The organism is Staphylococcus sp. GDY8P126P (assembly GCF_017891965.1).
GTDB classification, from domain to species: domain Bacteria; phylum Bacillota; class Bacilli; order Staphylococcales; family Staphylococcaceae; genus Staphylococcus; species Staphylococcus saprophyticus.
On sequence record NZ_JAESKG010000003.1, the window covers coordinates 55914 to 71098 of the forward strand.

The window sequence follows — 15185 nt, forward strand, 5'->3', positions numbered from 1 at the left end:
TAGATTGGTGGTGTTGTTTATGGCTAATATCACCGTTGGTTTAATCCCTTCACCCGATATGCCACATAAAATTATAAATAAAATATATACTGATTTACCGAATGAAATCCGTCATCATACAGGGGGAAATGATGAATGGCACATTGAAAAACACATTGCTTCAATTGTAGGCACTGCTGAGCACATGGATAAAGCAATGGATATCACGACGAATATGAAAAAACAAAAAGCATGGGACTATGCTATTTGTATTACAGATTTACCTACTCTTTCTAACAATAAAACCGTCGTATGTGACATAGACTTAACAAATAATATTGCCTTGATTTCATTACCAGCATTAGGTGCAATAAATTTAAAACAAAAATTACGCCATTTTATTTCATTTGTCATTCAATATATGTATAGTAATGGTTCAGATAATAATCTCTTGAATAGTCAACATTTTAAATTAACTAAATTTACCACAGTTACTCCAAATGAAGAAGATAAAAATAAAAATCATTTACGTATTATTTCAACATCTACCTTCATAGGTTGGTTACACCTCATATCCGGTATGACTTTTGCTAATGAGCCATGGTCAACAATTTTTGATTTCAAAAAAATCATTTCTGTCTCCTTTGCGACAGGTACTTATATTTCAATTTTCTCTACTCCTTGGGATATAAGCTTAGATTATGATTATTGGCGCTTCATTTTACTTATGTTTATGTCCATTTTCGGCATGGTTGGTTGGCTTATTTATTCTTATAATTTATGGGAACGTAAAAACCCAAAAACACAAAAGTTATATAGATATATCTATAATTTTACAACGTTGACCACATTAACTGTAATTACGCTTTTTAATTTTATAACCCTATTTCTATTACTAACCATTAGCACATTATTATTTGTACCTCCGGAATTGTTTTCCAACTGGACTTCGCTTGGTAGTAAACAACCCACTTTAATCAATTATATTAATTTGATATGGTTTATCACTTCTTTAGGAATCTTAGCAGGTGCAATGGGATCAACCGTAGAAAATGCTGACAAGATTAAACGTGCTACTTATTCATTCAGACAATATTATAGAAACAAGCAATTAGAACAAGAAAATGATGCGGATTATAATAACGATGAAGAATCAAATGATTATGCAGGTCGAAAACAAACGCACAGAGAGGAGGAAGAATAATGTGCAATCACATTATCAAGATAGGTTTAGTAGCTGCACCTGGTGTGACTGAAACAATAGCCAACCATTTGCAACAAGAGCTACCTTCATTGTTATCATCTACTATAAATTCAGAAGTTGAATGGCAAATTGATACAATGATTGACCCACTTACTGGTTCTGCTGAAACGGTGCAAAAGATATACACTAAAATTTCTGATAATCAAAATGATAATGAATGGCAATATACGATTGGTTTAACTGATTTACCAATTATTAAGAACAAGCATGTTGTCGCATTTGATATCAATAGTAAAAATGGCGCAAGCTTAATTTCATTACCTGCATATGGTTGGCGCCCCATAAAAAAAAGAATTAAGCATTCCATATCGGGCATTATTAAAGCAATTGACGAAAATATGAATCCAAACCAATCGTCTACTCAACATCATAGTGAAGAACAATTAAATTCACAGTTCCCCTTTTCAACTTTAGAAACACATACTGAGTACTTTGAAGATACAGACTCTCAACATACTTTATATTATGTATCTTCGAATACGAGAGGCATGATACGTTTAATTAGTGGGATGACTTTTGCTAACAATCCTTTTAATATGCTCAAAAGCCTCAGTAATGTAGTTACTATTGCCTTTACAACTGGTGCCTTTGGCATTGTCTTTACAACAATGTGGAATTTAAGTTTTGTTTATTCTGGATGGCGCATGTTATTAATTATGCTGGTCGCTATTTTAGGCATGATGTTATGGATTATTGTTGCACATGGTTTATGGGAATCTACTTCTGAAAGTAATGATAGACAAATAACAATATTATACAATTTAACTACAACTTTAACGTTAACTGTATCCATTGCTTTTTATTATGTCATATTGTTTTGTCTTTTCTTGTTAGCCACACTCGTTGTATTGCCACCAGGATATTTAGGGCAAGCACTCCAGTTGCAGGGCTCGGCTAACTTTATGACCTATATTAATCTCGCTTGGTTTGCAACATCCATTTCTACTGTTGCAGGTGCAATTGGTGCTGGGTTGAATAATGAATCACAAATACTAGAAAGTACATACGGTTATCGCCAAAAACAACGTTATCAAAAAATGAATGAAGATAAACAAAATGAAGCAGAAAAAGAACAACACGCGCAAGCTGCCATTGAAAAGAAAAAACAAGAAAGTGAAGCAAAGGCTAGACAAGAACGAAGCGACGATTGACACTTTCAAGTGGCGGCAATCTGACCTAAGACAACCCGCACACTACCTATCTCAATATACTCAAATATTTTTAATAAAAAGGCCAAGACATTAATAAATGTCTTGGCCTTTTTTCAAATAACCATATTTAATTAAGAGATAATTTAACTTCTTTTCGAGCATTGACACAGTTGTTTTGTATACTCATTAAAGCTGTTTTTATATGTGTATATTGCGGTAATGTGGCCATTTCTTGAACTTGAATATTCGTGCCTCTTTCAAAATGTTTGGCTATATTTTCAAAGACAAGTAAATACTGTCCCATCGTTTCATCATCAATATGATATCGTTTTTCATTACTTAGTGCTCTTGTTAACATAAAGCTGATTTCTTCTAATGCGTAAATGCTTGGATAATAATACTGTATAACCATTTTATTACTGAATAGTTCACCGTTTGCACTGTTATACACTTGGGTCATATTATTCAATTTCACACTTAGTTTTAACATTTCTTTTTTATCTTGTTCTCTAGATGCATATTTGTTACTTGAGAATAAGTAATGAAATAATATGGATTCGTCTCTCGCTACGGCTGCTAATGTACCTGGCAACATAGAAGATGCTGTTTTTCTACCGATCACTAGCAAGCAAATCACTGCTATGATAATTCCTACAATTACATCAATAATTCTTGGTAATGCAATGAGTATGGTTAGATGATTTGACGCTAATCCATTTAACAAGATAACTTGTATCGTGATAAATATAACTGCAAATGAGTAATTTGCACCTACAAACATTTCTGTCACACCGGCAGCTAAAGCCAATAAAACAATGGCTACTGGTACAGGCGGTGTTGTTAATAAGATGAGTGATAACACCAACACCCCGAAGATCGTGCCAACGCCCCTTGCCCCAGCTCTTTCAAAGCTATGCAGTGTTGTAGAGCCTAGTAAGACTGTATGTGTACTCAAAGGTATCCAGTAGGCTTTTTCAAAATCAAACATTAAAGCAATAAAAATAGAAATTGCCATAATGACTGTGTAGCGTATTGTATTTCTAAATATAAAAGAATCTAACGTCAAGTTTTTCAACATGCGATGTCCATAGATTGGTACACGAATATCTATTTCATGTTCGACTCTATCATTATTTGCATTCATAATTGCGTCAACTTTAATGATACTATCTACTAAACTTTGATACTCTTTATCGAAATCTACTTTTTTAGTCCACTGTTGGGTTGACTTACCGAGTGAATAAACACGTTTAATGACAAAATCCGTCATTTCTTTTATTTCCGTTGGTAACGGACGTGCATTACATTCATTTAGTTCCAATAGTTCGGAATGAATACCTTGCGCTGTATTATGCAATAATAATAAGCGTTGAAATTCAGGTGAGGTTTTCGATTTTGGTGTACTTGACGTAATCAATTGATTATCCGAATTTCTGAAAGCTGTTACTGCAAATTGTGATGCTTTCGCAAACGCTTTGGGATCATCAAAGTTATAGACCAATTGTTTAATAATATTATAATCATTTTTAATGGCTTTGATTTCTGTAGATTCTTTAGATAGTAGGATTACAGCGATTACAATCAGTGTTGCTAATAATCCACCTACAAACATTGCTAGACCTCTAGTTAATGCTTCTTCTGGCGCTACTGGTAAATTAATTGGCAAACTGAAGGCAACGATAAAGAAGGTTGAAGATGGCCCTGGGATATTTAACGAACTAAAGATGTAATATGGAATAACAGTTACTAATAGTAGTAACACACCAAATATAAGTGGTTGATTAACTGTGAGTGTCCCTAAAATCATCGCAATGGATAAACCTAGAGATGAAAATAAGACAATGCGTAACTTAGATCTCTTAGGACCACCAAATACATAAATATGCGCTAGCGTCCCTGTTGAAATGAGTAATCCCTTAGAAAAGTGACCTGTCAAATAGCCAACAAGTAACGGAATGAGCATGAGAATACATTGTCTTATACCTTTAGCAACATCGATTTTCATCGAATTGAAACGTATTAATGACTTTAAATATTTAATCAATGTTGTCATGCATCTCCTTTAATTTTTAATATTTCGTATTTTATTTCATTTATTGTCACCATATCAAATGACATTTAAAAATACGTTACTCATAAATAACGTATTTTTCAGAAAAACATATAGGTAAAGTAAACATCAATTTACTTTTCATTTTATAAAATCTATATCTTCATTCTAAAATATCCGCGCATAAATTCGTAACAATACCTTACTATTTTAACACTTTTTTTAAATTCTTCTAGTGGCGATGTCTTTAAAATAAATTTACCTCCATATCATTGTCTTTATATTCACATACATACGTGCTCATTTAATTCTTCTCAAATCGCTGTGTAAATCATGGCAAGTGCTATATAGACAGAGTTCATGACTAAATATTCAAATTTAGCTATTTATCCATCTAATACGTTATGTAATGACATTATATTTACACAATAACAAGCCCATTTTTTTCTCTCTTATCACACTATTCAAAAAAACCCTGAACTCACAGTTATTTGTAAGATCAGGGTTTAATATATTAATTTGAACTTAGCACTTTAATTTCAGGTTCTTCAACTAAGTATTGTTTAACTTCGCTAAAGAATTGTTGAAAGTGTTCTGACTGATTATGCGCTTCCAAAGCTTGTTCATCTTTATATCGTTCAATAAAAGCAAACGTATTCGGTTCATCTGTATTTTCAAAATGTTCATAGTATAATGCACCTGCTTCTTGATTTGAAGCGCGCTTTAATGGGTCTATTAAAGCTAAGTAATTATCACGTTGTGCAGCATCCACTTTCATAATCGCATTGATAGTAATCATATCATTTCCTCCTTTATAAGCATGATGTTTAATAATTACCTAAAAGTTAATAAATTAAACATTACAAGTCTTCTTTTTCTACGATAAGTGGTTGGTCTGGTTTTACAAAGAACCACATAATAATTGCGAAAACAACTGGGATAATCACAAGTTCTAACGTTACTGTCCAACCTACAATATCAACCATCATACCAGCTAATAGTGGACTTAATAACGCACCAATGTTCCCCCATAAATTCATCCAACCTGATACAGAACCTGAGAAGTTACGTCCTAAATCTGTTGCTGCTGCCCAGCTCATTCCAGTCGCAATACCAATACCACCTAAACAAAGCGATAACCAAATAACATTTGTTACTAAATTATCCGTTTGTATAGACATGAAGAGTGAAATACAGAATACAACAAATCCTGTGATAGCGATAGAAGCACGTGCTATGAAACGTGACATACCACTTTGTAATAATTTATCTGAAATAGCACCACCACATAAAATCAATAAGAACATTGCAATCCATGGTGCACCGGCTGCCCAAGCCATGTCTGGATCTGTTAATTTAACGTTATACTGTTCCGTTAGATAGGTTGGTAACCAAATCAAGAATAATGAGACGACGAATTGTACTACAAAATATTGAGCTGCTAATGCATAGAAACTAAAGCGTTTTAAAAATATATTCCATGGCGCATTAGATTTCTCAGTTTTAATAATGTCTCGATTTTCCATAATATAGCTTTTTTCTGCTTCATTAACCATTTTATGTTGTTCTGGCAAGTCTTTGGCAATAACCATCCATAATATAGCAATAATAAAACCAATAGCACCAAAAATATAGAAAACGGCTTGCCAACCAAACATATTTACGATTGCAATGGTTACTACTGGGGCGATGACTGGGCCAAAATAGGACCCAGCTAATAACGCACTAGATGCGCGTCCTTTCTCACCTTTCGCAAACCAGTTCGTATTAAAAACTGCGTTAGAAGGATACATTGGCGCTTCACCAATACCAAATAAGAAACGCACCGCATATAACATCCCGTGATTCTTCACAACACCTGTCAATATTGTAAAGGCACTCCACCATACAAGTGCAATGGTTAACATTTTTTTAGAACCAAATTTCTCAGCTAAAAATCCAGAAGGCACTTGCATCAGTGCATACCCCAGTGAGAAGAATGACGCTAATAACCCAAATTGTGTCTTATTCAAATGTAAATCTTCCATCATCGGACCGGCTATAATTGATATGTTCGAGCGGTCCATATATGCAATAACCCCTATAATGAAAAACGCTATGGCAAAATACCATCTAATATTTGTTCTTTTTTGATCCATGTTTTCTCCAACTTTCTCCCAATCTTTTATAGTCATCATATGACCTATTGTTTATAGATAGTATCACAATATGAAACCGCTTACAACGACTTTTTTCAAAATTTACTTATTTAAAATGTAATATACTTCCTATAATTTGATTTACACAAAAATCATCCTGTAGACCTATAACATAACAATGCATATTTATTGTTTTTGGACTATAATAAAAAGACATGTTTTAATTAACTACTAAGTTACATTTTAAAAGGAGCACATTGCAGAATTATGGAACAGATACTCACTGATTTTATTAGTACATCGGGCTACGCCGCAATCACTATATTAATATTACTTGAAAATATATTACCTTTTATCCCTTCAGAAATTATATTAACCTTTGCCGGACTGATGTCCGTCAAATCTGACTTATCCATTCCCGTACTCTTTACAATTTCAACCATTGCCTCATTAATTGGTTTACTTGTGCTTTACTATATTAGTAGGCTTGTTTCTGAAGAACGTTTGTATCGTTTTGTAGATAAATATGGCAAATGGATTAAACTTAAAGGTAAAGATGTTGCACGTGCAAACGATTGGTTTAAAAAATATGGCGCAATTGCTGTTTTTATTTGTCGCTTTATACCTGTCTTACGTGTACTGATTACGATTCCAGCGGGTATTAATCGCATGAATGTGATGCTATTCGCGATCTTGTCTTTAATCGGGACTACGATATGGAATTTTGCACTGATCTACCTGGGTAAAATGTTGAGCGGCAGTTGGGATATGCTAATGAATGGTCTCCATACATATTCATATATTATGTATGTCATCATCATTCTTGCAGTGATTTTCATCGTATATAGATTATTCAAAAAGAATCGCGCTCAATAAATACATTCAATTCCAAACAAACAGGGTCTGACATCAATAAGTGTCAGACCCTGTTTTATAATAATATAAAAAGACTAACTCCCCCTTGAAGTTAGCCTTTTCTCTATTTAAAAATTTCTCCTTTTTGATAACAGACATAGCCAATTATCATTTTCTACATTAAATCATAATTTAAACCCCTTTTTAAATTATGATTCTTTTTGATCTTCACCAGTTTTAACCAGACGGCGAACATCTGTTAAATCTGCTTTAACATCAATTTGTGGTTTCTTCGTGAATTTACTTACTACAACCGTAACGATTAAACTAGTTAAGAATCCAGGTATAATTTCATATAAATTAAAGAAATCATTCACATCGCCTAATGGCTTAACAAATGCAATCCATATTATGACTACAATGGCACCTGATAACATACCACTTACAGCACCTGTTCTACTTAACCCCTTCCAATATAAGGATAAGAGTACAAGCGGTCCGAATGCGGCACCGAAACCAGCCCATGCATTACCTACTAGACCCAAAATGGTATCGTTAGGTGACCAAGCAATCCAAATCGAAACAATCGCTACGATGATGACTGATAATCGACCTACTAAAACAAATTCTTTTTCATGTTCCTTTGCAGCTTCCTCACCACGAATTAATTTGTAAAAGTCTTCTGTTAATGAACTTGACGTTACTAACAATTGTGAAGAAATTGTACTCATAATCGCAGCTAAAATAGCAGCAAGTAAGAATCCACCAACTAACGGATGGAATAAAATTTGTCCCATTAAAATGAATAGTGTTTCAGGATTTTCTATATCTGTACCACTTTGATTAATAAACGTAATACCTGTCAATCCGACACCCACTGCGCCTAATAAGCTGATTGCCATCCAACCGATACCAAAACGTCTTGCCATTGGTAATTGTTTGACAGATTTAATTGACATAAAACGTACAATAATATGTGGTTGACCAAAGTAACCTAATCCCCACGCAAAGAATGAAATAATACCTATAAACGTCGTTCCTTTAAACAAGTCTAAGTTTGTCGGTTTTAATTCTGCTGTTTGCGTAAAAGTATCAAGTCCGCTTAATTGCAACATAGCAACTATTGGTACCATAACCATAGCAATAATCATCACTACACCTTGGAAAAAGTCTGTTAATGATACTGCTAAATAACCTCCGAAAAATGTATAAGCAATGACAATCACAGCGACAAGTAACATACCAATGTGATAGTTAACGCCAAACGCACTTTCCAATAATACACCGCCTGATACCATTCCAGAATGCGTATAAAGTGTGAAAAATACAACGATAATGGCACCTGAAATAATTTTAATCGAATTAGATTTATCATCTAATCTATTTTTAAAGAAATCAGGTAGTGTAATTGCATCTCCGGCTTTCTCTGTATATATACGAAGTCGAGGTGCAACAACAATATAGTTTATGTATGCGCCAAGTGTTAATCCAATCGCTAACCAGGCTGCTGATAAACCGGTAGTATATACTTCACCAGGTAATCCCATAATCATCCAACCACTCATGTCAGATGCGCCTGCAGATAATGCAGTTACATATGGACCAATGTTTCTACCGCCCAGCATATATTCACTGACGTTACCGGTAGATTGTTTAAAGCCATAGTACCCAATCACTAGCAATACCACAAAATAAACGACAAGCATGATATATGTTTGCCAGTTTGGATCGACTTGACTAGATAATGATGTCCCCAATGTAAACATGAAACAAAACGCCCCCCTTATAATTTTGTTACATGCATATATTATACAAAAATAAATTATAAATTAAACAGTAAATCAATAATTTTTTTCAAATAAAACCAATAAAATACAGCTTTATAGCGATTAATCATTGATTTAACAGTATTTTCAAGCTCCAAAATTATAATGGTAAAATTACTACACAATGTTAATTATACAATAAATAACATTCATTAAAATGTATGTTTCCTACAACTTTTATATAAATCCCCATTTTATTATATTTGAGTAGCATCATTTCCTTTTTCTACTTTTCTAACATATGCGCTTACTAATAAACCTTAAATTTTTCAGATAGTAATATACACTCAATCCATTTTTTAGAATTTAATTTAACTTCATAATATAATAAGAAATAGACAAAGGCGTGCCAATTAATGCTACAATAAGAAACATAAATTGGGAGCGTTTTATAAAATGCATTTCATAATTACGATATTTTTACAACTGGAGTGACATAACCATGCAGAAATCAGCAGATAAGAGCCTAAAAGATAGATATTTAGATTTACTTTCACAACAATTTAATACTAAAGAAGAACTTGCAACAGAAATTATTAATTTAGAGTCTATTTTGGAACTCCCTAAAGGTACTGAACATTTTGTGAGTGATTTACACGGTGAATTTCATGCCTTTCAACACGTATTGCGTAATGGTTCAGGCAACGTTCGTTCAAAAATTAATGATATCTTCCAAGATACTTTGACACGCAAAGAAATTAATGAATTTTCTGCGCTTGTATACTATCCTGAAGAAAAACTTAAATTAATTAAAAACAGCTTTAGCTCAAAATCCGAGCTCAATGAGTGGTACATTACAACGATTAATCGTCTGATAAAACTAATCACCTATGCTTCATCCAAATACACGCGCACAAAGTTACGCAAATCTTTACCAAAAAATTACGTCTTTATTATAGAAGAACTGTTATATAAAAGTAATAAATATAATAATAAACATTCTTATTATGAAACATTAATTAATCAAATCATAGAGCTAGAACAATCAGATGATTTGATCATTGGCTTATCTTTCACAGTTCAGCACCTTGTAGTGGATCACCTTCATGTTGTTGGCGATATCTACGACAGAGGACCAGAACCTGATAAAATTATGGAAACACTGATTGATTATCCTTCAGTAGATATTCAATGGGGAAATCATGATGTCCTTTGGATTGGTGCCTATGCAGGTTCCAAAGTTTGCCTTGCAAACCTACTTCGCATTTGTGCACGTTATGATAACTTAGACATTATTGAGGATGCTTATGGTATCAATTTAAGACCCTTATTAACCCTTGCAGAAAAACATTATGATGGAAAAAACAAAGCATTCAGACCTAAAAATGCTGAAGGCTTAACTGAATTAGAACTTGAGCAAATCACAAAAATTCATCAAGCCATCACCATCATACAATTTAAATTAGAGGCACCAATCATTAAACGTCGCCCTACTTTTGAAATGGAAGAACGATTGGTATTAGAAAGTATTAACTATGAAAAAAATGAAGCAACACTCTATGGAAAAACATATCCATTAGAAAATACTTGTTTCCAAACGATTGACCCAAATGATCCAAACAAACTCACAGACGAAGAGTCAGAAGTGATGGATAAACTATTATTATCTGTCCAACAATCAGAAAAATTGAAACGACATATGACCTTCCTTATGCAAAAAGGCACGCTTTACCTGCCTTATAACGGTAATTTATTGATTCACGGCTGTATTCCAGTAGATGAAAATGGTGAAATGGAATCAATGGTTATCAACGATGTGAAATGCTATGGCAGAGATTTATTAGATCATTTTGAAGATTACGTCCGAGAAGCTTTTGATCACAAAGATATTCAAGACGATTTAGCCACAGATTTAGTATGGTATCTTTGGACTGGTAAATACTCTTCACTATTTGGCAAACGCGCTATGACGACTTTCGAGCGTTACTTTATTAAAGACAAAACAGCGCATAAAGAAACTAAAAACCCTTATTACCATTTGCGTGAGGATGTTAATATGTGTAAAAAAATGCTCAAAGATTTTGGCTTAGACCCTGAACAAGGGCACATTATCAATGGGCATACACCTGTCAAAGAAATTGATGGTGAAGATCCAATTAAAGCTGAAGGAAAAATGATTGTGATTGATGGTGGCTTTTCGAAAGCTTATCAGTCAACAACAGGTATCGCAGGTTATACATTACTTTATAATTCATTTGGTATGCAACTAGTCGCACACCAACATTTTAATTCCAAAAAACATGTTTTACTGAATGGCGCTGATGAACTTTCTATACGTCGTGTCGTCGATAAGGAATTACAACGACAAAAAATAAGACATACAAACACCGGACAAGATATTCAAGAAAAAATCGATATTTTAAAAGAACTTATGCATGATCGTTATGTTAACTAAACAGTATTCATAAAAAACCCCGTTCACACATGATTTTCAATCTGTATGGACGGGGATTTTTTATATATTCGAATGTAAATAAGCATCTTTTAAATAGCCAATCATACCTTCTTCTGAATTTGTAATATTTTGATTATCACGTTTAAATGTGACTTCGTTATTATCATCAATATGATAGAGGACCATGTCATAAGCCGTTAAATTATCCTTACTCGAAACTGGCATTTCTAAAATATTATGTTCGACGATATAGCGATTAAACCAATGCGACGTAAAATCAGAATCAAATAGTATGTGATTTCTAATTGGTCCATCTAAGTTACTTCGCGCATGTTCATCACTAAAAGAAACTGGCATCATGTTGACATTTTTCAAACCAAACTCAGGCACTAATTCATTAAACGCCAAACTATTGAACACAAAAGATTGAGTCATTAATAAACATTTATTGTAACGTGTCATATCGGCATATATACGATCATTACTAGATAATAAATTGCCTTCAAATACTTCAAAATCTAATTCCTGTGCTCGTTTTGATGTGTTATTAAATAAATTAAAAGTCATAACTGGAATGTGATGTTCCCTCAATTTCGCACCTAAATGAAATGAAAATTCACTTTCTCCAACAATAATGACGCCCGGTGGTTCGGTACTTGAAAGGTGCATCATTTTGCTTAACGGTAGAAAACTAAAGCCATAAATGACCACAGTTATAAATACTAATCCAAATGTAACAGGTGTGATGTATTCTGCCATGGGTGTTCCTTTTTCTACAAATAAGCCTCCAAAGAACTGTGCAACAGTAAGTACGACAATACCTCGTGGTGCCATCATTGAAACCATAGCTCTTTCCCGTTTAGAAATCTCAGTATTCATCGTAGATAACAATATAGAAATAGGTCTGACTAATATAATCATGACTGCACAGAATATAAATAGTTTCCACGATATAATACTTTCTAACACATTTAAAGTTAACGAAGACGTAATTAATATAAAGACGGTAGAAACCATAATAGAAGATGCATTTTCAATAAAATGATCTGATTCTTTAAAGATCAAATCATGACGCTTCATACGTGCCATCATTAACCCAAATATGGTTACCGCAAGTAGCCCTGATTCATGCAATATTTCATCACATATTGCAAAAATAAGTAAAATAAAAACCAATTGGATGGGTGGCATTAAATTTTGTGGAATGAGATCTCTTTTAATGAGCAACATAAATAAATAAGATGCGCCAAAACCTATAACAATAGCAATAACAAAACGTAAAGCAAAACTTAAAATAATTTGAATCTCAAAACCTTGCTCTACGATTTGAAAAACATAAAATGCACCTAACGCTAACATTGGTCCAATAGGATCAAGAATAATACTTTCCCACCTTAAGATGGAATCTACACTTTTCCTAACTTTCGCTTGTTTTAATAATGGTTGAATCACGGTAGGACCCGTAATTAAAAATAAGCCACCTAATACAAGTGATATCGTTACTGAGAAACCTAATACAAAATGTAAAGCCATGGATCCTAAAATCCAAGCAATCACTGCCCCCATAGTAATGATTCTTATAACTGCTTTAGAGATACCTTTTAACTCACGAAAATCTAAGTTACTGCTACCTTCAAACAAGATGATTGCAACTGCCAACGAAACGAGTGGGCTAAACACCTCTTGACCCAAACTTTCTTGAGGGTTAATCAATCCAAAAATAGGGCCCACAAGCAACCCTACAATAGCCATAACAACGATGGATGGCCATTTTATTTTATCGGCGAACCATTGGCTAAAAATACCCAACGCTAAAAAGATAACAATGAGTAATGTTAGTGGTAAGTTTAATAAAGTCACTTTGTTCCCTCTCTCTTATACAGATTAAATTTCGTTATCTTCCAAATCACTTTAAACATTTATCACATAATAAAAAAACATACTATCAAATTTTTAAATTTAACGCATCCAAAGAACCTTCATCATTTACCCACTTTGATAAACCATTAATCTAAATACGTTTATGTGCGCACTTTTAAGTTCTCTCTAAAAATACAATTGTTCTTATCAAAAATACTTTTTCTTTTCAATTTATTTTATTTTAAGCTAAAATAATAAATTGTGAGTTTATATATATGAATGACATTTATATTATCTACACCATTGAAAGGATTTATATGACTATGACAAGTTTAAAAGAAATTATTATTGTGGCATTTGCTTTTGTTGGTGTGGTTGTAGGCGCTGGATTTGCTACAGGTCAAGAAATATTCCAATTCTTTACCAGTAATGGCAATTACAGTATCTGGGGCGTGATTATAACGGGTTGTATTGTCACTCTAGGTGGCATTTTTGTACTCCAAACTGGCTATAATTTAAATGCACATAACCACACTGGACCTATAAAGTATTATTTACCCAAGCGTATTGCCACTTTATTTGATATCATCTTAACTTTATTTCTACTTGCACTCGCTATGATTATGACGGCAGGTGGGGTTTCAACGATTCATGAAAGTTTTAATATACCATATGCATTGAGTTCTGTACTTTTAATTTCAATTATTTTAATAACATTATTCTTAAAATTTGAACGCCTCATCGCAATTCTAGGTATGGTCACACCTTTTTTAGTTATTATCGTTACTATTATTGCTATGTATTATTTAATGACCGGTTCACTCAGCTTTAGTGATCCCAATCAATACGCGAATACCGGGACTCGTTCTGATCAATGGTGGTGGTTCGATGCAATTAACTATGGGAGCTTACAAATTGCAGCAGCGTTCAGCTTTTTATCTGTAATGGGAGGTCGTTTAAAATTTAAATCTTCCTCTGTTTACGGAGGCATGATAGGTGGCTTAATCATTACTTTCTTATTGCTTATGTTAAACTTAGGCATGGTATCGCAATTCTCTCACATAAAAGATGTCGCACTGCCATCACTATTATTAGCAAAAGAAATTTCTCCTATGATTGGTTTATTTATGTCTATCGTTATGATATTAGTTATTTATAATACTGTCGTGGGTCTTATGTATGCATTTGCTTCTAGATTTACAAGACCTTATAGCAAACATTATTATATTATGATTATTTGTATGGCAATCCTTACCTTTGCTACGACCTTCATTGGGTTTATTGATTTAATAGGAAAAGTATTTCCTGTTATGGGGATCTTTGGTTTTATATTATTATTTCCAATTTTGATAAAAGGTATTTCACGTAAATAACCCCCATTTAAAAATGCTAAACTATTGCTTATTACAATAAAATATCTCTGTAAATGGCAACATCATTAACTTATACGCTATAAGTTAATGATGTTGCCATTATTTTTCTAAAAGCTAGCTTTACATAAGGTTTTGACAGAACTATAATTATTATGAAAAATCTTATAATAAATTAATATGATGTTAAATTTAGTGTGGTAAGCGCTTTAGTTGCGTCTTCTACGCTAGTTTTCTTAAATACGATTTTAATATCATATACTTGTACTATATTTAGTTTTTTATCAAATAAAAGGA

At 33.1% G+C, this 15185-nt stretch carries 10 protein-coding genes; 5 read left to right on the forward strand and 5 right to left on the reverse strand.

Annotated elements, in window-relative coordinates; all coding sequences use genetic code 11:
* Window positions 1–19: 19 nt before the first annotated feature.
* Together KA893_RS05645 and KA893_RS05650 are read left to right on the forward strand one after the other, a co-directional pair.
* On the forward strand, window positions 20–1183 hold the full coding sequence (locus tag KA893_RS05645) for a hypothetical protein (RefSeq protein WP_075339876.1): 1164 nt from the start codon (window positions 20–22) through the stop codon (window positions 1181–1183).
* Window positions 1183–2394 (forward strand): cell envelope integrity TolA family protein, encoded by a 1212-nt coding sequence (locus KA893_RS05650; RefSeq protein WP_041079294.1) that lies wholly within the window; start codon window positions 1183–1185, stop codon window positions 2392–2394. Before KA893_RS05645 ends, KA893_RS05650 begins: the two co-directional genes overlap by 1 nt.
* Before the next feature lie 127 nt (window positions 2395–2521).
* Here KA893_RS05650 and KA893_RS05655 read toward each other — a convergent pair whose 3' ends face one another.
* The 3 genes from KA893_RS05655 to KA893_RS05665 form a co-directional block, all read right to left on the reverse strand.
* On the reverse strand, window positions 2522–4447 hold the full coding sequence (locus KA893_RS05655) for an FUSC family protein (protein WP_069821593.1): 1926 nt from the start codon (window positions 4445–4447) through the stop codon (window positions 2522–2524).
* Window positions 4448–4958: 511 nt separating this feature from the next.
* Window positions 4959–5243, reverse strand: a complete 285-nt coding sequence (locus tag KA893_RS05660) for a putative quinol monooxygenase (protein WP_002482362.1) — start codon at window positions 5241–5243, stop codon at window positions 4959–4961.
* A 61-nt stretch (window positions 5244–5304) separates the two neighbouring features.
* Window positions 5305–6582 carry a pyruvate MFS transporter gene (locus KA893_RS05665; protein ID WP_011302373.1) on the reverse strand — a complete coding sequence of 426 codons (1278 nt, stop codon included), beginning with the start codon at window positions 6580–6582 and terminating at the stop codon, window positions 5305–5307.
* Window positions 6583–6849: 267 nt separating this feature from the next.
* On the opposite strand from KA893_RS05665, the gene uptA reads away from it, so the two are divergent.
* The gene (uptA, locus tag KA893_RS05670) at window positions 6850–7458 is read left to right on the forward strand and encodes an undecaprenyl phosphate transporter UptA (protein ID WP_075339877.1); all 609 of its coding nucleotides are present in this window, start codon (window positions 6850–6852) and stop codon (window positions 7456–7458) included.
* Window positions 7459–7646: 188 nt separating this feature from the next.
* On the opposite strand, the gene putP is transcribed toward uptA, so the two are convergent.
* Window positions 7647–9203 (reverse strand): sodium/proline symporter PutP, encoded by a 1557-nt coding sequence (putP, locus tag KA893_RS05675; RefSeq protein ID WP_210125616.1) that lies wholly within the window; start codon window positions 9201–9203, stop codon window positions 7647–7649.
* A gap of 502 nt (window positions 9204–9705) precedes the next feature.
* Between putP and KA893_RS05680 the strand changes: the two genes are divergently transcribed.
* Window positions 9706–11658 (forward strand): fructose-1,6-bisphosphatase, encoded by a 1953-nt coding sequence (locus KA893_RS05680; RefSeq protein ID WP_210125618.1) that lies wholly within the window; start codon window positions 9706–9708, stop codon window positions 11656–11658.
* Window positions 11659–11718: 60 nt separating this feature from the next.
* On the opposite strand, the gene KA893_RS05685 is transcribed toward KA893_RS05680, so the two are convergent.
* Entirely contained in the window at window positions 11719–13518 is a 1800-nt protein-coding gene (locus tag KA893_RS05685; protein WP_069821596.1) for a cation:proton antiporter, read from the reverse strand.
* A gap of 323 nt (window positions 13519–13841) precedes the next feature.
* Between KA893_RS05685 and KA893_RS05690 the strand changes: the two genes are divergently transcribed.
* Window positions 13842–14891 (forward strand): YkvI family membrane protein, encoded by a 1050-nt coding sequence (locus KA893_RS05690; protein ID WP_115343723.1) that lies wholly within the window; start codon window positions 13842–13844, stop codon window positions 14889–14891.
* The last annotated feature ends 294 nt before the right edge of the window (window positions 14892–15185 follow it).

Excerpts from the sequence above, each read along its gene's own strand:
- KA893_RS05645 (WP_075339876.1), top strand. The coding sequence starts at position 20 with ATGGCTAATATCACCGTTGGTTTAATCCCTTCACCCGATATGCCACAT.
- KA893_RS05650 (WP_041079294.1), top strand. The coding sequence starts at position 1,183 with ATGTGCAATCACATTATCAAGATAGGTTTAGTAGCTGCACCTGGTGTG.
- KA893_RS05655 (WP_069821593.1), bottom strand. The coding sequence starts at position 4,447 with ATGACAACATTGATTAAATATTTAAAGTCATTAATACGTTTCAATTCG.
- KA893_RS05660 (WP_002482362.1), bottom strand. The coding sequence starts at position 5,243 with ATGATTACTATCAATGCGATTATGAAAGTGGATGCTGCACAACGTGAT.
- KA893_RS05665 (WP_011302373.1), bottom strand. The coding sequence starts at position 6,582 with ATGGATCAAAAAAGAACAAATATTAGATGGTATTTTGCCATAGCGTTT.
- uptA (WP_075339877.1), top strand. The coding sequence starts at position 6,850 with ATGGAACAGATACTCACTGATTTTATTAGTACATCGGGCTACGCCGCA.
- putP (WP_210125616.1), bottom strand. The coding sequence starts at position 9,203 with ATGTTTACATTGGGGACATCATTATCTAGTCAAGTCGATCCAAACTGG.
- KA893_RS05680 (WP_210125618.1), top strand. The coding sequence starts at position 9,706 with ATGCAGAAATCAGCAGATAAGAGCCTAAAAGATAGATATTTAGATTTA.
- KA893_RS05690 (WP_115343723.1), top strand. The coding sequence starts at position 13,842 with ATGACAAGTTTAAAAGAAATTATTATTGTGGCATTTGCTTTTGTTGGT.